The organism is Brucella sp. TWI559, from assembly GCF_039674265.1.
Classification (GTDB): domain Bacteria; phylum Pseudomonadota; class Alphaproteobacteria; order Rhizobiales; family Rhizobiaceae; genus Brucella; species Brucella chromiisoli.
In genome coordinates, this window is sequence record NZ_JBDJNE010000027.1 from 1 (window position 1) to 22,504 (window position 22,504).

A 22,504-nucleotide genomic window follows, 5' to 3' on the forward strand; every position below is an offset into this window, starting at 1 on the left:
ACTGACCTTTGAACTCAGTGATCCCGGCTCACCCTGCAAAATCACGCCAACTGAAACCCCAGGCAGCGGCGAAAAGCCTCTTTTCGTGCTGATGCCAATGCGGGTGTGAGGTGAATTATGAAAAGGCCTGTTCCGTTCAAGCAAGCCGATGTGACACGAGCCATTAAGGGTGCCATTGCAGCTGGAATGAAAGTAGCAAGAGCAGAGATAGATCAGACCGGCAAGATCATCGTATTTTCACCGAGTGAAGATGCGTTGAAGCCCACAAATGAACTAGACAAGTGGTTGGCAGAGAATGCGCGTGCGTCTTAAAGGCGCTAATCCATGCGAGAAGGGCGGTCGCGTTTATCGCGGCACTCGCGCTGATAAAGTTTGGACGTTTGATGATGAACAGCTATTTTTGGAGAAGGCCCCACCTCATTTACATCTGGCTTTGATTTTAGCTCTGTGGACAGGGCAACGGCAAGGCGACTTAAGCCTGACGTGGCAGGCTTATGACGGGCAGCGTATTCGTTTGAGACAATCCAAAACCGGTTCACGTGTAATAATTCCCGTTGGCGCGCCTCTGAAGGCTGCGCTCGATTCAATCGCTGATAAATCAGGTCTAATATTGAAAACAATTGAAGGAGCCGCATGGACTGCCGATGGCTTCAGGTCATCGTGGAGGAAAGCATGCATAAAGGCCGGCATCACCGGAGTGACCTTCAACGACTTGCGCGGAACAGCTGTGACGCGGCTTGCACTGGCAGAATGTACAGAGGCGGAGATCGCAACAATCAGCGGACATAGCCTGCGTGATGTGGGTTCAATTCTTGATGCGCACTATTTGAACCGCGATCCGAAACTGGCCGAATCTGCAATCAGAAAGCTCGAAAGTAGAACAAACTTTGCAAACTGATGTGCAAACCGCTCGAAACTGTTCTAGTTTTATACTGGAGATTATCTAATGAAATCAAATGGCTGGGGAACCTGGATTCGAACCAGGACTAACGGAGTCAGAGTCCCAGTCAATTTATTGATATAAAATGATTATTTTGCAAAATGATGCATTTTACCTGCCGTGTGACTCAATGGGTTAGCTGAGAAATGCAAACCGATTGGCAGTAATTCAACATAATTCCTTCAAACAAAATATAGACCTCAATAGAATTTATTTAATCTCAGGCATCAATCTATAATCTGATTGTAAAGATGAATATAATGACGCTCAAAACAGTCACCGACTATCGCGATTCCAAGAATGGACGTCAAACGTTCGGTAAATTTGTGGGTATTCGATTTTAATCTATCCTTCCCCTTTTTTTTCTGCAAAGTGTAAGAGGGGGTGTTCATGGCGAACGAAGAAATTAGATTTGGACATAAGCCATTAGTTCCACGACGCGCGATAGTTAGTCCAGCGTGGAACGATGAGAAAGTATTGACGTCTGACATTTGGACGTATGTAGATTTGTGGCTTCGGAGGAATGCTAAGAATACTGACGCATCTTTTTATTGGGAGCAGGCAAAGGAATTTTACAAGGCATCACTGGGATTGCCTATAACCGCATCGCCACTCACTCTATATTATTGTTTTCTTAACTCGACAAAAGCGCTTCTTTCCGCCAAAAATATCACGTTTACCGACTGGCATGGACTTACCGGCATGAGCCTTAAGGATAAGGCCAGCCTTTCAAATGAGCAGATTAGTCTTAGAGGTTCTGGAGTTCTGCCTTCCCTGATTGCTTACTATGGTGAAGCCGCTCCATTAGATACATATTCGCTTAAGAATATGCTTCGGAATATGGCATTCGTTCAAAGGGCTTATTGCTTATCATATACGGAACCGGATCTCTTTTTTCCTTTAGCTGAATGCCGCTATGTTAAAGCTATTGGGAGTACAGAAGCTTGGTTTGCTGCAGATCTTGAAGATCGCTATGACGATGATCGTATCTTGCCAACGCTACCGCCAGGTTATGAGCGAGATGCTGGCTTTGAAGAACCCGTGATTAGAAAGAAGAAGAGATTTAGGTGGAAGCCCGGCAAGTCTGAAAAAGAGAATAATCTTAAGCGCCTTACTCAATATCAAAAAGGATTACGCCGTGATCTTACGTATATCGCAGGTGCTGGAAAGTGGTATCTTAAGCGGCGAATTTCAACAGCGACGATCATAGACCGGCACGCGACGACACTGATATTCGCAAGTATGCACCGACTGAGTGAGCTATCTCGTTATGATCCACTTCGTTTGTCGCGTTTATTAGATGGGCAACGGAATTGGTTAATTGCTGAGTTTATTAAGGCCGCACCTATCCACTTCCTTGATGAAGTGGCTTGTGAAATAACAGGGCAAGAGATCGACGTGTCTGGAATATATTTTGGCAATGTCCTCAATCTGTAATTCTGATTAAACTGGCCTGATAAAACCGTAAAATTCCATCCAACGTAACCGACACACAACGACGGGAATTTCGCCCTACATTCTTATTCGGAAAAGCTTTCGGTTGCCTTGAGGTTGATGGGAGTGAACGTGAACCAATCAAAAGAACTCAATATTAAACTAGTTACGACCAGAACTGAAGATAAGTCGTCATTGAAACTCTACATTCAAGACAACGGTTATCAGGAATTGACAATAGCTGTGACCGATGAAGTTCGTGATTTTGTAGATGAAAGCGAGCTATTTGATTATGGAGAGAACGAGATTCTACTCGCTACTTTCGATCCTTCTGATTGCCTCCTAACGACATTCCCAACTAATCTTCAGCCCGGTAATCCTTACTTTGGCGTGAAGAAGTACTTATCGGTACGGCGCATATCCTTCGAAAACGCTAAGCCTATCATAGAAGAACTTGACGATGATGGACGGTATCGTTTACACTTTCGCCAATTCCCTTCAGGTTTTGCGAGCAATTTTTTTGATGGTTTCGGCCTGATTTACCCTTTACGGTTCATTATTGAGGCAATTGAGGAATTTACGGATGTGGATGAAATCCGGATGTGCGCTGATGGCGACGCATCAATAAATTCTCACGTTTTTCGATTACCTATCAACTTGTATGACTTAGCCCGGAAAACAGTAGACCGGACGCACCGTGCTGCTGTCGCGTTTGCCAATGAAGAGAAGCGCATTTACCTAAGATCAGAGTTGGTTTTACCGCACATCCAAGGTGATGGTGGCAAGTCCACCTTCCGTAGGACGACCGGAGATCTCAAAGTTATTCTAGGAAGCGCTATTAGAGCGACGGGTCGAAAATCGGCGAGCAGGACATCGAATGAATCAGCGGCTGTTCGCCTTGTGAGATCTGCGGCGAAGGAACTGATCAATGATCAACCCAACGAGATTTATGAGCTTAATCGCCAGATTGAGCTTGTTACACTTGAAGATGTAATCGCCAAATTCGAAGAGAAGCTTAATAATGTTAGTCTTACAGAAACCAGCTGGCAACGCTTCTTTTCCAATAATCCATTCATTCTACGCTTAGCGTTCGGGTTGCCCGCGATCATATTCAGAGAGCAAATGCCGGTGGGCGGCTGGGACGTTGATAATAAAGGTGGTAAGCTTGCAGATTTTGTTATGAAATCCGGGGCGCTTGGTAATCTTACGATTGTCGAGATTAAACGACCGAGTTCAGTGTTATTGTCCAACAATCCATATCGAGGAGGAGTTTATGCGCCTTCCGTTAGCATTTCCGGTGCAGTAACTCAGGTTATTGATCAGCGTTACCTGCTTCAGAAACACCTTACTATATTGCTTGGGAGTTCTCAGAATACAACAGCGGCTAGTTATGCGGTTCAGTGTATTGTCATCGCGGGCATAACCCCCACTGAATTAGATAAGCAAAAATCCTTTGAGCTCTATCGCAATAACTTGTCGTCTGTTGTGGTGATTACGTTTGACGAGCTTTTAGCAAAGCTGAAAGCCCTGCACGAATTTCTTTTAGAGCATCCTCGGACTGAGACACTAGAAGAAGATGAGTTGAGATATTACGACGACAATGAGAATCTCGAAGATGAAGCAGACCGATAAGAGTTTAGTCTGAATTTAACATATCTGGTTTTGTAAATTGTCTACCGCACTCACTAACTGGTAATTGTTCGCTGTCCATTTACACTCTCATTTGTTCTATAACCCGGAAAAATAAATATTTTCAAAATGTATCGTTTTGCCTCGAACCTATAATGGCTGGTATCAGCGGCACTTACAATGTCAACGCAATCGGTAAGCCAAAAATATCGACAACTGCGCGGCTTTTCAAGGTTGAATGTCTGCAAACATTTGTAGAACATGATACGAACAAAATCAGTCTTGCACCCAAGCCGCACCCAATATCGCAGTGGTGATGGGGAAGCACTGAGGAAAAAATGATTGTTCTTATTCTAGCGTCTGCGATTGCGGCCAGCACGCCGCAGGCCGTTGACGGGGACACCTTTGATATTAGCATGGAACGTGTGAGAATCGCCAACATCGATGCGCCCGAGACAAAGAGCGCCAAGTGCGACGCCGAGCGTCGGCTTGGTGAGGTAGCAAAGAGGCGATTGCAAGAACTCCTTTTTTCTCCTGGCTTTGAAATGGAGCGCGGCGATCCGAAGTTGGGCAGGACGAAAGATCGTTACGGCAGGACGCTTGCCACGGCATTGATATCGGATCAATTCTAATCCAAGAGGGGCTTGCCCGCCCGTGGCGGGGCAAGCGTGAGCCGTGGTGCCAGTAGGACCACGGGAAGATGCGTGGTGAGGGAACCGTCTAACAGCAGGAGGACGGTAGCGACGCTTTATCGTGTTGGACGGCCACTTTGAGCGTGATAAGCCCCTATCCTATAAAAGCTGATTCCAATTCGCGTTTAATCGGCTACAATCCTCGCAGAAATTTATAACTGCATCGTAGAGACACAGCGCAGGCCATGGTAAATATTTCGAATATCAAAACGCTACTTCAATCACTCGGTTTCACGTTGGACAACGGCGCAATTGCGACGTGGACAAAGTCTTACCCAAACCATGCGAACTACAAGATTGAAGTGGACGTGCCAGCTGAGAATATTGACTACGGCGCAAAGATTAAAACACTGGATAAGACCACATGCAATTTCAAGGCCGCCGAAAATTTTGTCGTGTTAGAATGCGTGAATCGGCTCTTAGAAAAAGGGTATAAGCCTGAGAATATTATTCTCGAGAAAAAATGGGCAACGGGTCACGGCACTAGCGGAAAACTTGATATTCTCGTTACTCGTGATAACCGAAACGCACACATGATGATCGAGTGCAAAACCTTTGGGACAGAATTCGATAAAGCGTTCAAACGCATCCAAAAAGACGGCGGCCAGCTTTTCACTTACTTCCAACAGGATAAGTGCGCAGAAATCCTTATGTTGTATGCATCAGAATGCACCAGCAAAGGAAAGATTGCTTATCAAAACGAGATTATCAAAATAGAGGAAGATTACCGTCAAACGAGCAATGTTAACGATTTTTATGAGCGATGGATTAAGCTAACAAAAAATAACGGTGTTTTTGAAGAATGGGTAAAACCTTATGACTTCAAGAGCAGGGCCTTAACGCCTCGCACCCTGGAAGATATCACGCAAAAAGACAGTAGCTTTATATTCAACCAGTTCTTAGAAATTTTGCGCCATAACGTTGTCTCCGATAAGCCAAATGCTTTCAACAAGATTTTCACTCTGTTTCTGTGCAAAATTTATGATGAAAAAGTCACAAGACCTGATGAAGAACTGGCTTTTCAATGGTTTTACAATAGTTACACCTATGATGGAATTTCTTACGCGCCAGATGATCACATTTCATTTCAAAAGCGTCTAACTGACTTATACAAAAAGGGCATGAAGGAATTTCTCGATAAAGAAGTAACAGACATTTCTGATGCGGAATTTGAAAAGAAATATGCAAATTTAAGCAAGAATATTAGGGAAAAATTACTCGAAGAGCTTGTTGATATTCGCCTAAAGAAGAATAATGAGTTTGCTTTTAAAGAAGTATACGATAATGAGTCTTTCGAAGAAAACGCTAAAGTAGTTAAAGAGGTTGTTGAACTACTGCAAGGATACAAAATCCGCTACACAAAAAAACAACAATATTTGAGCGATTTCTTTGAAATGCTACTTACAACCGGATTGAAACAGGAGTCCGGTCAATTCTTCACGCCTGTACCAATTGCACAATTCATTATCAAAAGCCTTCCCCTTGATATGATGGTCAAGGAGAAGCTACAAAAAGGCGAAACTGGCAATTATCTCCCCACCATAATCGATTATGCTGCGGGAAGTGGGCATTTCATCACAGAAGGAATGCACGAAGTTCAGAATGTCATCAATTCTTTAAATTCAGAAGATTATATTTCGGATACTGCCAAAAAAATCAAGAGCTGGAAAGCAGATCATTTTGATTGGGCGTATGACTATGTTTATGGCATAGAGAAGGATTACCGACTTGTGAAAGTAGGTAAGGTGGGATGCTATTTACATGGAGATGGGTTGGCACAAATTATCCACTCCGACGGATTGGGTGATTTCGACGGTACGCAAGATTACAAAGGTATTTTACGGAAAACAAGCAAAGATAATGCACAGGAAAATAGACAGTTTGATATTGTTATATCGAACCCACCGTATTCTGTTTCAGCATTTAAAAACAACGCTAGTAAGTATTATGGTGAGAAAGATTTCGAGCTGTATAATGCGTTGACCGATCAAAGCAGCGAGATCGAATGCTTATTCATCGAGCGTACTAAGCAGCTTTTAAAAGATGGCGGGCTTGCGGGAATTGTATTACCTAGCAGTATTCTTTCGAATACCGGAATTTACACCAAAGCTAGAGAGATTATTTTAAAATACTTCGATATAGTAGGTATTGCTGAATTAGGAAGTAATACCTTTATGGCAACTGGAACAAATACGGTAACTCTATTTTTACGGCGTCGCGACAATTACGCATTTGACAATATTTTTAGCGCAGTAGTCTCATCATTCGATACCCAAAAGGATAACAGCATTAATCGTGTTCAGGCTCCTATCAGAAAATACGTCGAGTATGTTTGGGATGGTTTAAGTATCGAAGACTATTGGTCCTTGCTATCTAAATCTCCAAATATAAATATTAAGAATCATGAAGTTTACAAGAACTACAATAATAGAATTAGATTCAACGACGAAGACGGCTTAATCGCAGAAATCATTTCTCGCGAAATTGAGAAAGTTTCCTATTTTATCCTCGCCACAGGGCAAAAGGTTGTTATCGTTAAAAGTGGCGAGAAAAAAGAAGAAAAAGAATTTTTAGGATATGAGTTTAGCAACCGGCGCGGCAATGAAGGGATTCATCCAATTCACCGTGGTCAAACGATTGAAGAATGTACGAAGCTTTTTGACCCAAATAGGTTTGACAATCCTGTAAAGGCTAGCACTTATTTATACATGGCCTTCACCGGCGACTTTGAAACTAGTATTGATACCAGCCTTCAAAATAATATATCCAGACATAACCTCGTCGATATGATGACATTTGACCGAGACTCTTTCGACAAAACACTATCTTTAAGTGTTAAAAAAAAAGTTGAGGTTGAAGGTAAGTGGCCTTTGATCAAACTGCGATCATTGATCGTCGCCAAAGGCGGCGACACCTTTCCGAAAAAATATCAAGGGAACAAGGATCAAAAGAAGATTCCTTTCTTTAAAGTTTCGGATATGAATATCGCTGTGAACATACCTTCTATGTGTCGAGCTCAAAATTACGTATCTGAAACCGAGACCAGCGCTGGATTAAAAGCAACCCTGGTCAACCAAGGCAGTGTTGTCTTCCCGAAGGTGGGCCAGGCAATTCACACAGATAAGAAGAGATTTCTAGGTCAAGATTCTTACATCGACAATAACATTATGGCGATGACAGTACGAGACGAAACAACGTTATCTTCACAGTATCTCTTTTGGTATTTCATATCGCGATTGAGACTATCGGATATAGCATCAAATGCAAACCCACCGAGCATCTCTGCTGAAAATCTCTACAATCAAAGAATTCCGTTACCCCCTCTAGAAATTCAATTGAAGATAGTCTCGGAGATTAGCACAATTGAAGAAAGAGAACGGCAGTTTGAAACTGGGATCAGTGATCAGAGACAAACCATTTTTGACAGCCTTCGTAATATTAGGTCTGAAGGAAAGCTATCAGATCTATGTAGGATAAGAAAAAAGACGCTAAACCCACAGGACTATATGAGTACCGCATTTGTAAATATTGGACTTGAGGATATAGAGGCGCAAACCGGGAAAATATTATCGCAAGACAAAATTTTAGGTGAGAAGATTTTGTCCGTAAAAAACATCTTCAAGAAAGATGATGTTTTGTATGGAAAACTTAGGCCTTATCTCAACAAAGTTGCGATTGCAGCAACAGATGGGATCTGTTCAACAGACATTTTGGTTTTACAGACAAAGATACCCTCAGTACTTAAGTACATTTTGCTTTCTTCGATGATTGTTGAGCAAACATCGAGATTAGTGGGGGGATTACGTATGCCGAGAATAAAGCCTGATGATTTAATGAATCTGACTGTGCAGATACCGAACGATAAAGAGAAGAGAGAGATCATTGCTCTTATTGAAAAGGCAGAGATTGAAATAGCGGGTTTGCAATATAAAATAGAGCAACTCTCAGGCCAGAAGGATGATGTTTTAGCAAAGTATCTTTAAAATAGTTTCTCTTGTTTTATCGATTACAAATGCCCCGCCGAAGCAGGGCTTGTTTATTTATGGCTTTCGCAGCCGGGTGCTTATCATCTCGAACAAAGCATCACTAATCCACATGCCGCAGACGCCAACAACAAATGCTGCGGCATGCAAGCCAACATTCGTGCCATCATCCGGAGGCAGCGGGAAATTGACAACCCGCAGATAATGGACAATCGGGCCAGTGAGATATCCCGCTGCCAACGCACCACAGATCGGCGATGCTATTGTCTCTTTCATGGATGATTTTTTGCGAGACAATGCCCGCAATATGCCCCCAGCAAAGCCAGCGAGCAGAACCGATGTTTTCAGGCCGTATTCGCTGAATGGATCATCCATTACTTTTTGCCCCAAATGTCTTTCGCTGTATGGCCGCCCATGTAGAGCGCTAGAAATGTGATTGTCAGACTGACAAGGACGCTCAGATCGGGAATGGCGAAGCCAACGCCGGTCATTCCACTGACAATTGGCGCGGCCATAAGCGCATAAAACCAAGCCAGCATCAGAAACCACATCCATGCAGGACGCCATGCCCATGTCCAAAGGCTTTCAGACTTGTTCATTTCTGCCAGAAGCAAGCTATTGGTGAGTTTCTGCTGTTCAATGTATAGCTGGATGATCTCTTTATCATTGTCCGCGACGGTCACCGCCGCATCGATCTGATCAGCAGGAAGAGATGGAATGGTGACGGGATCAACACCGAGGCTTTCCGCGATGTTATCGACAACGGTTCCAGCCAATCCGCCTATTGTCGGGCCGAGCTGTGCTGAAATAATATCTTTGATGACGCCGGAGCCAGTGCGCACAGCGGACGACAGGATCGTATCTAAGATTGCATTACTCATGCTTCGGCTTCCCTGGTGAAAGCGTCAGAGCGCGTCTTATTTACATGAGAGCGCCAGACGAGAAAAACGACGAGTGCAACAGCGCCGACGATCACGCCAGCCGTAAGCCAGTGAGCCACCTGATCGGACACTGCATAAGTGCCAGTGCCACCTGCGCCGGTAGCAGCTGCGCCTGAAGCCTGTTGCTTTGCCTTGGATGCTGCGGTCTTTGCTTCAGTCTGGAGTGCCGTAGTTGCAGCAGCAGCAGATGACGCAGTGGCGACAATCATTTTGAGTGCCTGTGCTTCACAGGCTGCAATGCGCGCCAGCCATCCTTTGCCGAAAGTGATGAAGGTTTTCAGCGACTGCACAAACCCGGTTCGCTTTGCGCAAATCTTTTTCACAATAGAGCGAGCATCGGCCACGCGCGCTTTCGCCAGTGTGTTCGGGCCAACAACACCATCCTGCTTTACGCCGAGCGCTGCCTGTAACCACTTAGCGCCACGTGCTGGACCCGACATCACACCGCTGTCAAATGTCGCCAGATCAATACCGAACGGCAAGCTGTCACCTTGGATCGGTCGCCAATAGTTTTTTTCATAGATCGGCTTCACGTCATCCAACGTTAGGTTTTTAATGTCGAGGTTTGGATACGAATGCGCAGCAATGCCGTATTTTGTCCCTTTGAGGATGCCTACACCGACCTTGCCGCCCGTCCAGTTGCCGGGGTCTTTGCGATTGTTTGAATAGGCGCCTTCGTATTTCAATGTGAATGGCAAACAGTTTTCAAAATTGGCTTTCATTGCGCCGGTCCTTTCAGCATAAAAAAAAGCCGCCCAAAGGGCGGCTGGTAATGAAGCGACTAATCTAATCTTCAAGCGGGTCATCACTCATGCCCGCAAAAGTGCCGTCACTCGTTCCAGACGAAGACGACTTCTTCTTACCCTTTTTCCGGGTATCTTTGCCGGCAGTACCTCCCGGCTGCTTTATCTCTAAGGATGTTGTGCTGCCACCGCCCCGGTCTGCTTTGTGGCGAACTGTCGAAATCCTATATTCCCCATCCACGCCCGCACGGGCGCCTTTTAGAGTAAAGGTTGCCTCAGCCTGCGCTTCAACGGTCAGATCCATCTCAACATTGCCTTCGCCACCTTCGCGCTCGGCCTCGCGCTTGCGCGCTTCGCCGACACTCTCAGCCTGGCTTTCGTCGTTCATCGTGGCACGAACGACATTGGCGGATTCTGGCAGGTCGCGATCAAGATCAAACTCGATTTCCTTTGATTTGAAGTCTGCTGCATTGCGGTCGAAATATCGCACTTTGGCTTTGGTGAATGATCGGCGGCCTTTGAAGGGGGCAATATCCCACGAAATGACATTTACGCCGACGATGCCTTCAATCACCTGCATCTTTGTGCCCGTGGTGGCTTTCCCTTCACCACGCTTCGCAAGAACAGCCTGATCACCCCGCATCTTGAACGTGCCGCCCAATTCGCGAGCGAGCTTTTCACCGAGATGCAAAAAGCTTTCACTGTCTGCCGACCAGTAATCACGGTGAATATTTGCAAAATCTGGGTCAAGTTTGATGGACGCTATGCCGGCACGCTTGGCAGCATCGTCCATAAACTCTTGTAACGTAGCATCATCCTTGTGAAACAGCAGAGGCTCCTTGACCTTGCCTCTGCTATCAAACCCTTTAGCCGTAACACGTAAGGTGCGCCCGCCGCCGCGGGAGCCAGAAGATCGAACACTATCTACAGTTCCCTTGAATTTCGACACGCCGTTCAGAGATACTTCAACTGAAGCGCCATCTTTCGGCAATTCCACCTGCCCGTCCGTGTCGTCGAATGTTAGTGAACAGGTGTCGGAGGCACTGCCATCTTTGTCCGTGATGTCAATATCGATGAGATATGGGCGCATCGCACCGGTCATGTCCTTGCCATCGACAAGGACTTTCCACTCTACTTTCCAGTTGTTGGTCATGGATTTCACTCAAAAAGGGAAATGACTTGGCGGGATTGCCCGGTTCTTTCCGGAGGCAGATCAGGCAGAACGACTTTCGTGCCCAACGGTATGATCACGCCGAGAGCGGCGAGATCCGTATTGATGGTCAGCGCTTCTTCGAGAAGGCTTCGCCCACGCACACCATAGGCACGCCATAACAACAGATCGAGGGTGATTCCCTCGCTCTTGACGGTGATTATTTGCATGAAAGCTTCCTAGAATATCCCGAATAGAGAAAGCAGACCGGTGATAACTTGCTGTCCTGCTCCGGTGTCAGGCTGCACTTTCGTCATAACAATTGTGTGTTTGACGACAAACCCAACGCCGTTGCGTGTGAGATCGGTGTGGCTTTCTGTGATGCGGGTTATGGCAAACCAGCCTAACCGCGTACCATCACCACGCTGAAGCGGAAACTTTGTACCGCTCCGGCGCATCTCATGTGCCATTTCCAGTTCATCCAACCCACCGATTTTCGTCGGCAAAAGCTGGCCGGAGAGCGTGATCTCATCATCACCTTCACCTGTGAACTCTTTTGCCGGGAAAGCGCCAATAAGGGCTTTCGAGGCAATATCCGCTGATGCGGTTCTCTGCATATCATCAATACTGAATGGGCGCGTATCAATTGACAGCGTGCCGAGCATATAAAGCATTACACCACCCCATATTCCAGATCTGCATGGACACCATCAAAAGCCGAACGAACCCCTTGCGTAACTTTTGCAGCGGCAAGGTTGGCAATTTCTTCGGGTGTTGCAGCAGATTTTGCATTGATTACAACACTCAGATTGATCGGCGGTATAGGTTGCTGGTTCATGACCTGCACCTGCTGCACACCGGAAGGCTGCGCAACCACGGTTGGGGTGCCGAGCAGAGTCACCTTTTCCGGTTCACCATAGGTGGGAGAAGGGGCCATCAGATCATTCCAAAGTTGCTTGAAGCTGAATGGAACAGGTGCTGCTGCTGGGGCCTGTTGCGGCGCTGGCGCCGCTTCACGCTGACCAGAACTATTGCCCTGCTTGAGGTTGTATTCATTCATCTTTTGAATGAAGTACTCCTGATCAATCAGCTTCGGATCGGATGGCCCTTTGGCTTCAAGCCCTTTGTATATTCCGTAGGCAGCCGTAGACCAGAGATTGAACTTAGACAGAAACGCGCCAAATCCACCAGCACCTGAAAAGAGGCGACCCAACAATCCCGCTTGGGTTGAAGCCGCCCCAGTTTTTACGGCACCTACTTCAGTGCCGCCATAGAGCAGGGGAGTAAGTTTGCTGGTTAATTGTGCCAACCAGCCCCCACTGACAGCGGCTCCGCCTTTCCCGACACTGCCTGCCGCGCCCGCTGCTGTGCTTGCCGCGCCGACAGCACCAGCAGCTGCGCTACCCCCGGCAAGACCCATCCCCAATTTTACAATAGTTCGTAAAATACCAACAGCGGCACGGGCACCGGATAGAAAATACAATGCTGATGCAAGTTTTCGAATTGTACCCGCGAGGATGCCAAGCCCCACACTCGCAAGCATGAGGCCGCCACCGTACTTAAGCACTTCACCTAAAAATTGAGCAAGCGGGTTAGCCTTAACCGCGTCGTTGAATTCGCGCAGAGACGCGCCAAATTCTTTGAATCTGGCAAAGATTCTTCCGAGTTTATCTGCTGCTTCATCACCATTCGCAGGACCAAGTAAAAGGTCGCCCAGGTCATTGATCATTTGGCGCAGATTGCCGTCATAACCAAGGCCGGAACTAAACCCCTTAATAGCTTGCCATAGCTGGTCCAACGGCGTGGCCCGGTCCCCCAACGATTTCAGTAGATCAAGCACCCCAGCAGCGACATCATTGATTGCAGGCAACATACGGTCGCCTATCTCAATACCAATTGCAGCGAGATTATTTCGCAGAAGCTGTAACGCATTAGCCGTAGTCTTGGCGCGAGTTTCATATTCCTTGAAAGATGAACCGGCGTAATTGGCCTTATCTGAGACCGTGCCCAGCAGTCGCTGCAATTCTTCTGTGCTCTTAAGCAACGGAGCAAGCGCGCGCGCTTCTGATCCAAACACAGCTTCCATGACTGAAATCTGTTGCCATTCAGGGAGTTTTTTAATGCGATTGAGTACGCTTAGTGTGGTTTTAACAGCATCGTTCTGCATGCCTTTTGCAACTTTGATGCCATCGAGACCAAGTTGCTTAAATGCCGTTCGCTGGCGCTTGGTTGCGTTTTCCCCTGTTGTAAGAGCCTTGGTCAGATTACGGAAACTTGTCGCTGCTACTTCCGGTTCAAAGCCCGATCCGATCATCGCGCCGCCGAAGGCGAGTGCTTGCTCTGCCGTAAAGCCTGCGGTTTCAGCAAAGGCTGCTACACGGTTGGTATACTCCAGAAGGGCAGGGGCATTTGCAGCGGACGTATTGCCAATTTCATTGATGGCATCGGCCAGCAACACCGTGTCTGTCACACTTCGTCCCAAGGCAGTCTTGATTTTTGCCAGAGCTTCGCCTGTTTCACCAACTGGAGTTTCCCATGCGGTAGCCACCTTTGCAGTCGCTTCTGCAAAAGATTCCAGCTCTTCGTTCGCAAGGCCCGACTGGCCAGCTGCCGCGTAAATAGCAGCAAACCCGGAGGCCGTAATCGGAATGGTTTTCGACAGTTTCAAAATAGTTTGCCGCATATTCGCAAACTGGCTGTCGCTAGCCTCAACGACTTTTTTGACATCGGCGAAGGCCGATTCAAACTCAATGGCAGCCCCGGCAGTTGCACGAATGCTCTGAGCGACACCAATATATGTGGCACCGATAGCTGCAATGCGCCCCAAAGTGCCCGTGATCGGCGATGCGAGCCGTCGCTGTGAAGCGGCGAAATTGTCAGCTGCTCCCCGCAATCGGTTCATGGCACCAAACAGACCGCGCGCCGGGCCGGACACACGGTCAAACAGGCTGACAATCAGTTTGCTTTCAACGACTGACATTGCGGAGAGCTTTCATCACACGATGAACGGCATCCCGCTCCCGAAGTGCGTGGGAGCAGGCATAGCGGTCAACGATTGTTCTGGGGGTGTTGGTATAGTGAGATAACAGGACGGCGAGACCTCGCCAGTCGGAACCGCGTCCTATCTCACGTTTCCCAAGATGCTTTCGGTTTTCACGATGATCTGGGTGATGTCACGACCCTTAACTTTCGAGAATAGATCGAAAGGTATGCCGCACATCATAGCAAGGATGCGCATGGTCCGATCAATGTCACCTTTAGCCGTTTCTTCGACGGCAATCATCTGCCCCACATCAGGTTCGGTGAATTTCAGTTCTGTGATTTTACCGCCATTCTTATCAGCGATTGGCACCAGCAAAGTGTGTGGGACGATCAGTTCGTCATTTTCCATAATCGATAACCTTATGATTGTATTCTACTACGCGCCAAGAGCGCGGCGAATATCGCCAAAATGATCCACGCCACCTGAGCGCAAAACACGTTCCCAGAAATCCACATACCAAAGCTCTTCACCGTTCAGATGGAACTCGTAATGCGTGACTTCCTTGAAGGAATGGGTGCAGCCCATGAAATCTTCTGGGCTACCTTCATCGGGTGTCCATTCGGTGATTGCGCCTTCGATGATTGCGCGAGCGGGCACGGTTGCACCGGTCTTTTTATCGCGGATAGCTGCTGCAAATACCCAGCGGTCAACCTGCCCCATTCCACGGAAAACATCCGTATCGAAACCTTTGATTTCCATCGCCGGCTCCGGTGCTTCAATACGAGGCAAGGCAAAATCTGCCGCCATCACACCGCCACCCGGATTGTGAGAGGCGGTAGCGAATTTGATTGCAGGGATAGTCAGTTTTGCAATCGTTGTGGCGCGGGATGTACCGGCTTGTTCCGCACGGCGGACATCGACGGCTGCAAGCATATAAAGAGGCTGCATGGCAGTTCCTTAATATAGAGGATTAGAAATGACGGATTAAGCCGTCGCGTTAAGACGGGCGATAATTTCCGCAACAAGACCTTCAACAGCCGGTCGATAACGGCGGATTTCGTGATTTGCCACCTTGAATGCTGGCGCGGGTTCAATGCCGAGATTGACAGTCAGATGACCAAGCCGGATTTGCTCCGGGCTGTTTTTGTCGGCGATAAATTTCACCTCAAATCCCAGAATATCGTTATCGACCTTATGATCACGCAGCATGAACTTCTGTGAATTCAGCCAGGCTTCGGCTGTGTCTGCGCTGATTTTTGGACCGAGAAACTGGCGGGTAATCTGAGCGAGTTTAATTGTAAGATAATCTGCGCCTCGAACCTGATGGATTTGCTGCCAGAGTTCACCCGTTTCGGCATTATCTGTACCAATGAACACAAAGCCGCCATCGGCAACCGCACCATCCACACCAGTTTCACCGCGCGTCACAATCGATACATTGCCTTCCAGCATCTGCTGACCTTCGGTCGAGCCATCGAAAAGCGAGAAGTTAACGTTACGGGAAAGCCCTGCCAAACCTTGAATTGGCCGGTTGGCAATCGTTTCAAATGGCTTGCCACCATTTTGATTGTCCACGGATGCAAACAGGCCCGCCACACGCGGTCCCATAGGTCTCGTAACAATATTGGTGCCTTCGTAGACACGAGCGGCAACCCCAATGGGCATAAGCCGTTGGGAGTTCATGGTTTCGCGCGCGGAGATTGCGAGCGCTGCTGATGTATCGTCAACATCGACAGGGGCAATAGCAAGCAAGCGCTCACAAGCTGCTGGCAGTGCTGCCACAATCGGGTTCACTGTATCTGCATCTGGTCGCCATGCAGTGCGTCCAGCCCAGATTATACGCGGGGTTGCGTTCACAGCAGAAGGAATTTCAGAAACGCTTGCCAGACACTCTGCAATAGCGGCAGAAGTAGCGGCCGCATCAGCGCCTTCCTTAATACGGAAGATTGTTATGTCAGCGCCAGCATTCAAACCGGTAAGCTGCGCATTGATTCCTTTTACAGCATCAGCGAGATAACCTGTACCGAGTGCTTCTACCGCTTCACGGTTACTGCTGGAAATGCGAACAGGCGTATCAACCGGATATTCCGTTGTTGAAGCATCGTCCGATGTTTCGATGAGCAGAATTTTGGAAAAATCTGCGCCGAGAACTGGCAACGGATCATCGTTTGGTCGCGTGAAAGTCATGCCGAAAGTCGGTGCTGACATCGGGCTTGCTCCTTAAATATAGTGAGAGGCCCCGCCACGGGCTTGATGAGGCAATAAAAAGCCCGACGCGATGGCCGGGCTTTGTTCTAGAAATGCCGCCTTAAAGCGACATGCGCTCAGATTTTGAACGCTTCGCACCAGAAATCATCTTTCTGTTCAAGCGTCCAATTGAGTGCGAGGCGAACCGTTTCGCTCAACGGGTGCTGCCGGTTAAAGTTTTGGGCACCAAGTATAAACATCTGCGCTTCAAAACGGTCATCTTCGGTTGGAAGCTGATCGATAATCGCCTGTAATGGCGCAGGGATCGCGCCGTTTTGGAGTGCCGCTAACGCCTCCTGCCGGGTGAGGATTTGCAGAACTGCTAGATACTGGAAGAATTGGCGGCGGCTTATTTCATTAGGAATTGCGTCTGGCTCCGGCTGCGCTTCCACAATCGCAGTCCCGTTCCAGATTTTTCCGTAAACTGTGCCGCCCGGACCGAAAGAATAGCCATTGTCTTCGTCGATGCCGATTATTTCGTACCCATCTATTTGTGAGTGCTCAATATCATTCGTCATCGAGAACACACGGCCATCATCGTCAACCGCAATGTAGAATGGATGAGGGTCGGTCTTGGCGGCATCGACAATATCAACGCCCGCAGCATCGCGAAATATTAATACATTCACGGTTCTCTCTGGACCGTAAACAATCTCCCCTTCTTCGTTAATTCCTATTGGTAATGGAGGTTGAGGAAAAGTGGCGCTTGTTGCAGTCAGCTTACCAAATATTTTCATTACCAAGCTCCTAATGCGCGCCAGCCAACGTTGGGAATGTAAATTTGCGGCTGTCGATAAACGCGATCACATGACTCCACTGCGTTCTTAATGATGTCGGTCATAACGTAACCTGAGCTACCTCCTAGACCACTAGTGCGGGTTCCAGTGGTAAACATTCCGTTCTGCAAATAGCCCGCAAAACGGGTGTCCGAGACGCGCCAATTCATCTCGTTGCGAATGCCGTCGAGCGTCCATCCACCGACTGAGCCAGCATTTCCAGTGATATGCATCCAATACGTGCCACCGTCCGCATAGGCTGCGGATGAACCGCCCTTGTAAACGGCACCCGGCAAACGCAGCGTGCCATCTGCACGATATTCGAACGTGATACTTTGTGTTCCGCCGCTGTTAATGTGGTGAATTACTAGTCCCGCGGCGGAACCATTATCGTAATTGATGATGCCACCAGACCACACACCAGCCCATCCACCATTGTTGTACCTTCCAGTCCAAATTGGCGCGTAAGCCGAACCGCTAACTGGCGCAGTTGCCTGAAAGGGTGCGCCACGCTCGTACATTTGTGCGTAAGCGCCACCTTGCGCGTCCGCATAAAATGATGCCCTTGAACCCGCAACGGAGACGCCCTTCAAAGAGCCCGTCAAAGCGTCGCCAGACTTGTTTATGAAGAAAGATTTGATGTTCGCCCATGTCGTTTTGAACATGGTCGAGCCGCCAGCTTCGATACCCGCAAAAAAGTCACCATCTGCTGGCGTTGTCTTGCCGTTTGCGCCTGCTACAGCCGCACCAACGGTTGCTGTAGTAGTGAGAGCGGGGAGCTGCGCTGACGGCACTTTCCCGCCGCTGTCGAGAGATGCCACGCCACCGGCAGCACCTCTATCAACTGTACCAAGTGCATCAATATTCGACCGTCCCTGCGCGCGCTGCGCAAGGCTAAAGTTTGTTGCAGCATCCACACGAACGCGGACGCCCAATGCGGTTCCCACTGAGGCAGCAAAGTTGGGATCATTGCCAAGGGCGTCGGCAAGCTCTTTCAGCGTATCAAGAGCTTCGCCTGATCCATTCACCAAATTATCGACAGCCGACTTGATTGCCAGTGCAACCTCATCGGCTGTCATGCCGTCTGTTATCCCGAAACCTCCGAGCGTCGTCGGCTTGTTGGTGAGTTCCGCAAAGGCATGTTTGTGTGTTGATAAAGCCGTTTCGAACGACTTTATCTTCACATCAATTGCGGTAAACGTGGTGGCTATTTTGGCAATCTCGCCAAGCTGGAGGCCGCCCGGCGATGGTAAATCCCAATCGTAGTTTATGGTCTTTGCCATTTATCACACCTTTGAAAGTAGCATACGAAAGCCGGAAATTTCCGGGCGCGACGCGGGTGTTCCTGTCAGAACAATGCGCGTGCGTGCGTCCAGATTGGCGGCGGGATAGTTCGGTCGAGTAAAAGTTTGCTCGACCAGCCCATCACCCAGCGGCGTTGCGCCCGACACATTGACTGTTTGGTAATTGCCGGGAATGCCGATCTGAACTTGCGCAGATGAATTTGCCGGAAGCTTTGCGTCAAAGGTGACAAGCACCCGGTTTGCATCCGTCGCATCCACTGCGCGCGTCACATAATCGGCAGTTGTCTGCAACTCGCCATCTATGATCTGCACATTCGGAAAGATGAACGGTGTTACCCGCTCGGTGCCGCGCAACACCGCTGCCACCTGTATGGTTTCATTCTGAATGTAGTGATCAAAGCTGATGACCTGGCTAGGAGCGGAGTTGATCACTTCACCGCTTGGCCGGGTCAGTCGAATGCTGACATCTACCGATGGATCAGGGCATTCAACACCCGCACGAATGATCACATCTGACATCTTCGCAGGCGTGAATGAACCAATCGGCACGACCTTTTCAACTGGATTGAACCGGCAAGCGATCAGTTCAAACCAGAGATCGGATTCGTTGTGAACGGTCCATGTCGAGGCATTAGAAGATGATAACAATACGCCGACTGTGAACGGCTGCCCGGTTACAATCGAATTGGTGTCGAGATCAATCTTGCCGATGGAAGCAACGAACAGTTCGTGCTCACCGTCATCTGTGAGAACCACAAAGGAATATTCACGGCCACCCGGAATGAACACCGGATACTTGAACATTGCCGTGAATGTCTCACCTTCACGCAAAATAGTGCCAGCCACAAAAGCTTCAGCAATGACCTCCGAAGTTGGAAGGCCGACTTCTACAGTTCTGACCTGCACCAGAATGGAATTGGACGGTGAGCCGATTTTTGCGCACATCAGCCGAATGCCATAAAGACACCGGGATTGATCCAGCGTGAATGTTTGCGCCAGTGGGTCATGCCCACCGCCACGCCCGCCGCCGTCACCGCCACGGCTCACTGTGGTTGAATTATTGGCATTAGTCACGTTTGTAACATTGGTGACGTTATTAATGACGGTGTTGTTGATGATCGGCTGCGGCATGCTTTCGGTGGAAGTTTCCAGCGAACTTGTCAGTCGATATTCCTCAACGGTGATTTCGCCACGCCCGACATAAGTGCAGCCGGCATCCGTTCCGACACTGCCTTCAAAGAAAACGGACTTTGATCCTGCCGGAACATTGGCAGGAATGGTGAACTCGCCAGTCATCACGCCGTCAGCATTGGCAGGGCCAGCCACGGTAAAAACAACCTCAATGTCATCGAACCAAACGCCTGAGAGAGTTTCATTCTCGATGAAGCCTTCCAGTCGGAAATTTACATCACGCGCCCGGATGAATTCGGCAGAGATGATCGTCTCACGGATTTTCTCAACCTGCTGCTCAAGCGAAATACCAGTGATGTATTCACCGTCTGACGCTTCAAAGGCTTGTGTTTCCGGTGAAGTCCAGCTCGTGCGCTTCTCCGTCCAGAAGTCGGTTGAAGGCTCGACGCTGGCACGGCCCGGCATAGGAGTGAACGTCTGATAGGGATTGATCTTCATCGAACCGCTGCGACGGTTCTGTCTGATGATGATGTCTTCGCTGAAATCGAGATGCTGAATTTCCATGAATGCCGGAAACTCATGCAGCGTTGACTTGATCGGCAGACGAAGCTTTCCGCCAACGATTGCGGCAGTTTGAGCAATACCCTGATCCCGAAGATCATCGTCAATGAACGGATCGACAAAGAGGCCGCGCTTTGCCGCAACCTCGCGCGAAGAAATATCGTTCTTCAATCGCTCCTGTGCCACCAGATCATAAACGTTGATCAGCATCTGCTCCATGCGCGTGATGCGGTCATAGGTGAAATTACGCACCTGTGTGATCTCAATACGCGGCGGACGGCCCCAATCATTATAGACGCGCGCAAGCTCCAGTCGGTCGGCAGGAACTTCCGGTGGGCGTGGGCGTGAAACCGCCGATACGCCGGTCAGATAGACCATGCCGCCCGAAGGCTCGACCGCAATCACATCGATGCGCGGCAGCTTGTAGCGATAATCAAACAGCACATTGGTGCCGTTGGCAGCACCTGTGACGGTGATCGTATCGCGGCCCACGGCATCAGGCTGGATATTCTCATTGTAGCGGTATTTGACCGTATATGACGCGCCGGGCGCGGGTTCTTTACCCGAAGGTGACCAGTCAATCTGGCCCTGCGAAAGTAGCCAGTCAGCTGGTGTCGTGTAAACCGTGCTGCCCGATTTGATTTCAAGGATAGCAGTCACTGACGAATGCGGCAGCGGATCGGTTATGCCGGTGTACGGACCATGGACGATGGTGTCGGTGATTTCTTTCTCAACCGTTACGCGTCGCACCTCGGCAATCGGTGCCTTGGAAACGGTAAAAACCTGTGTGCCGCCTGTGGCTGCGGTAAACGGATGCGGTTCGGCATCCACATTGCGCAAATCAGGGTTCTCCTCATAATCAAACCGAAGAGACTGGCGGCGAATGACGCGACGACCATTCACATAGGCCGTGCCTTCAGACACAGAGAAAACCTGTTTGCTGTCAGCATTTGGCCCCAAGGCCGTGACCAGAAAGCCGTTATTGACGAACGAGCCGTTGCTCTCCCGCGAATAATCGCCAATGGCGTTGTAGATCTCCGAAAAGTCGATGTTGGTCGAAGTGGTGAGAATGACACCATCGCGAACCTGAAACACCGAAAGAACGGGTTCCGCATTACCATCCTGCGAGTGGCCCCATGTGATGGTGATTTCGACGCGGGCCGGGCCGTCTTCTGCAAATGCCTCTGTGCCTGTAATATCACCTTTCAGCGCCGCATCTTCAATGTCTGTCACCAGACGGTCGGAATGGCGAACACCGATTACGATCTCACCTTTGTTCGACAAGGTGAAGTCCGCTGCCGCCACGTCATGAACAATGCCGCCGAAGTAAATGGCGCAAGCTGGAATTTGCACGCGGATATGATCATCGTCCGGTGCCGTGACGACAGGGTCAGTACCGTCAACAATGCGGCCGTCCTGAAGGATGTATTCGGCCACGCGGCGGGTATGGTCGAGCGCAATATCCTGCGCTTCGTTCAAATCCTTCGATTGCAAATAAATCACACGATCAGGATATGCGATTGCATGGCGCTTTTGCGAGCGATCAAAGCGGCTGCCGTAGCCATCGCGTTGTATGATGCTGTTCATCACGCCTCACATTGTCAAAATAAAGCTGAAAGTCTGGCCGATGGAGCCGTCGCGAACGATAGGCGCGAAGCGATCCACCTCAATCATGGTGCCGAAGTTCACCACGTTCTCGGCGGGAATATATTGCTGACCCGCAGGAACCGTGCCTTCCAGTTGCGTGCCAACAAGAATGCCGGTTTCGCGTAACGTGGTGTCGGCAGCATCTGGCAGATCAAGCTGGAAGCGGACGAAAACATAAGGTGTGGGGGCTTCGCTCTGGGAGTAGGCCGCACCGTCACTCATCATAATTGTGTGTCCGTCGTCGAATGATTTGAGACTATTTGTGCTTTTGAAGATTGGAGTTTCCGGCTCGGTTTGGGGGTTGATTTAAGCCGCTTTGGCCTGGTGGTTCAAGCGGCGTTTT

20 protein-coding genes are annotated in these 22,504 nt (G+C 48.8%); 6 read left to right on the forward strand and 14 right to left on the reverse strand.

Translation table 11 applies throughout. The features are described 5' to 3' along the window. Nucleotides 1-117: 117 nt before the first annotated feature. The 6 genes from ABE530_RS18185 to ABE530_RS18210 all read left to right on the forward strand — a co-directional run bounded on the left by ABE530_RS18185 (nucleotide 118) and on the right by ABE530_RS18210 (nucleotide 8,678). Nucleotides 118-312, forward strand: coding sequence for a hypothetical protein (locus tag ABE530_RS18185; RefSeq protein ID WP_265986082.1), 195 nt, complete (start codon nucleotides 118-120; stop codon nucleotides 310-312). Next, nucleotides 296-898, forward strand: a complete 603-nt coding sequence (locus ABE530_RS18190; RefSeq protein WP_499695498.1) for a tyrosine-type recombinase/integrase — start codon at nucleotides 296-298, stop codon at nucleotides 896-898. The genes ABE530_RS18185 and ABE530_RS18190 overlap by 17 nt, the downstream gene beginning before the upstream one ends. A 432-nt stretch (nucleotides 899-1,330) precedes the next feature. Then, nucleotides 1,331-2,377: a YaaC family protein gene (locus ABE530_RS18195; RefSeq protein WP_499695499.1), complete on the forward strand. Its 1,047-nt coding sequence runs from the start codon at nucleotides 1,331-1,333 to the stop codon at nucleotides 2,375-2,377. A gap of 129 nt (nucleotides 2,378-2,506) precedes the next feature. After that, nucleotides 2,507-4,006, forward strand: a complete 1,500-nt coding sequence (locus ABE530_RS18200; protein ID WP_499695500.1) for a Shedu immune nuclease family protein — start codon at nucleotides 2,507-2,509, stop codon at nucleotides 4,004-4,006. A 335-nt stretch (nucleotides 4,007-4,341) separates the two neighbouring features. After that, nucleotides 4,342-4,635, forward strand: a complete 294-nt coding sequence (locus ABE530_RS18205; RefSeq protein WP_499695501.1) for a thermonuclease family protein — start codon at nucleotides 4,342-4,344, stop codon at nucleotides 4,633-4,635. A 245-nt stretch (nucleotides 4,636-4,880) separates the two neighbouring features. Then, entirely contained in the window at nucleotides 4,881-8,678 is a 3,798-nt protein-coding gene (locus ABE530_RS18210) for an N-6 DNA methylase (protein ID WP_499695502.1), read from the forward strand. A gap of 57 nt (nucleotides 8,679-8,735) precedes the next feature. On the opposite strand, the gene ABE530_RS18215 is transcribed toward ABE530_RS18210, so the two are convergent. From ABE530_RS18215 to ABE530_RS18280, 14 genes are all read right to left on the reverse strand, one after another. Further along, a complete protein-coding gene (locus tag ABE530_RS18215) occupies nucleotides 8,736-9,053 on the reverse strand; it encodes a hypothetical protein (RefSeq protein WP_499695503.1) in 318 nt (105 codons plus the stop codon). After that, nucleotides 9,053-9,559: a 3TM-type holin gene (locus ABE530_RS18220; protein ID WP_499695504.1), complete on the reverse strand. Its 507-nt coding sequence runs from the start codon at nucleotides 9,557-9,559 to the stop codon at nucleotides 9,053-9,055. The genes ABE530_RS18215 and ABE530_RS18220 overlap by 1 nt, the downstream gene beginning before the upstream one ends. Next, complete coding sequence (locus tag ABE530_RS18225; RefSeq protein WP_499695505.1) at nucleotides 9,556-10,341, reverse strand: glycoside hydrolase family 108 protein; 786 nt, start codon at nucleotides 10,339-10,341, stop codon at nucleotides 9,556-9,558. The genes ABE530_RS18220 and ABE530_RS18225 overlap by 4 nt, the downstream gene beginning before the upstream one ends. Before the next feature lie 64 nt (nucleotides 10,342-10,405). Next, a complete protein-coding gene (locus ABE530_RS18230; RefSeq protein ID WP_499695506.1) occupies nucleotides 10,406-11,515 on the reverse strand; it encodes a phage late control D family protein in 1,110 nt (369 codons plus the stop codon). Nucleotides 11,516-11,520: 5 nt separating this feature from the next. Continuing rightward, nucleotides 11,521-11,742 (reverse strand): tail protein X, encoded by a 222-nt coding sequence (locus ABE530_RS18235; RefSeq protein WP_499695507.1) that lies wholly within the window; start codon nucleotides 11,740-11,742, stop codon nucleotides 11,521-11,523. 9 nt (nucleotides 11,743-11,751) lie between these two features. Continuing rightward, complete coding sequence (locus ABE530_RS18240) at nucleotides 11,752-12,186, reverse strand: phage tail protein (RefSeq protein ID WP_499695508.1); 435 nt, start codon at nucleotides 12,184-12,186, stop codon at nucleotides 11,752-11,754. Further along, nucleotides 12,186-14,339 carry a phage tail tape measure protein gene (locus ABE530_RS18245; protein WP_499695509.1) on the reverse strand — a complete coding sequence of 718 codons (2,154 nt, stop codon included), beginning with the start codon at nucleotides 14,337-14,339 and terminating at the stop codon, nucleotides 12,186-12,188. The genes ABE530_RS18240 and ABE530_RS18245 overlap by 1 nt, the downstream gene beginning before the upstream one ends. Before the next feature lie 294 nt (nucleotides 14,340-14,633). Next, nucleotides 14,634-14,903, reverse strand: coding sequence for a phage tail assembly protein (locus ABE530_RS18250; protein ID WP_499695510.1), 270 nt, complete (start codon nucleotides 14,901-14,903; stop codon nucleotides 14,634-14,636). A gap of 27 nt (nucleotides 14,904-14,930) precedes the next feature. Further along, a complete protein-coding gene (locus ABE530_RS18255; RefSeq protein ID WP_499695511.1) occupies nucleotides 14,931-15,443 on the reverse strand; it encodes a phage major tail tube protein in 513 nt (170 codons plus the stop codon). A 36-nt stretch (nucleotides 15,444-15,479) separates the two neighbouring features. Then, the gene (locus ABE530_RS18260; RefSeq protein ID WP_499695512.1) at nucleotides 15,480-16,703 is read right to left on the reverse strand and encodes a phage tail sheath family protein; all 1,224 of its coding nucleotides are present in this window, start codon (nucleotides 16,701-16,703) and stop codon (nucleotides 15,480-15,482) included. A 116-nt stretch (nucleotides 16,704-16,819) separates the two neighbouring features. Then, nucleotides 16,820-17,479, reverse strand: coding sequence for a hypothetical protein (locus ABE530_RS18265; protein ID WP_499695513.1), 660 nt, complete (start codon nucleotides 17,477-17,479; stop codon nucleotides 16,820-16,822). Beyond that, nucleotides 17,479-18,801, reverse strand: coding sequence for a hypothetical protein (locus tag ABE530_RS18270; RefSeq protein ID WP_499695514.1), 1,323 nt, complete (start codon nucleotides 18,799-18,801; stop codon nucleotides 17,479-17,481). Before ABE530_RS18270 ends, ABE530_RS18265 begins: the two co-directional genes overlap by 1 nt. 3 nt (nucleotides 18,802-18,804) lie before the next feature. After that, nucleotides 18,805-22,101, reverse strand: coding sequence for a DUF4815 domain-containing protein (locus ABE530_RS18275; RefSeq protein ID WP_499695515.1), 3,297 nt, complete (start codon nucleotides 22,099-22,101; stop codon nucleotides 18,805-18,807). Nucleotides 22,102-22,107: 6 nt separating this feature from the next. Further along, nucleotides 22,108-22,386, reverse strand: coding sequence for a BW3TFN family phage tail fiber component (locus ABE530_RS18280; protein ID WP_499695516.1), 279 nt, complete (start codon nucleotides 22,384-22,386; stop codon nucleotides 22,108-22,110). Nucleotides 22,387-22,504: the final 118 nt, after the last annotated feature.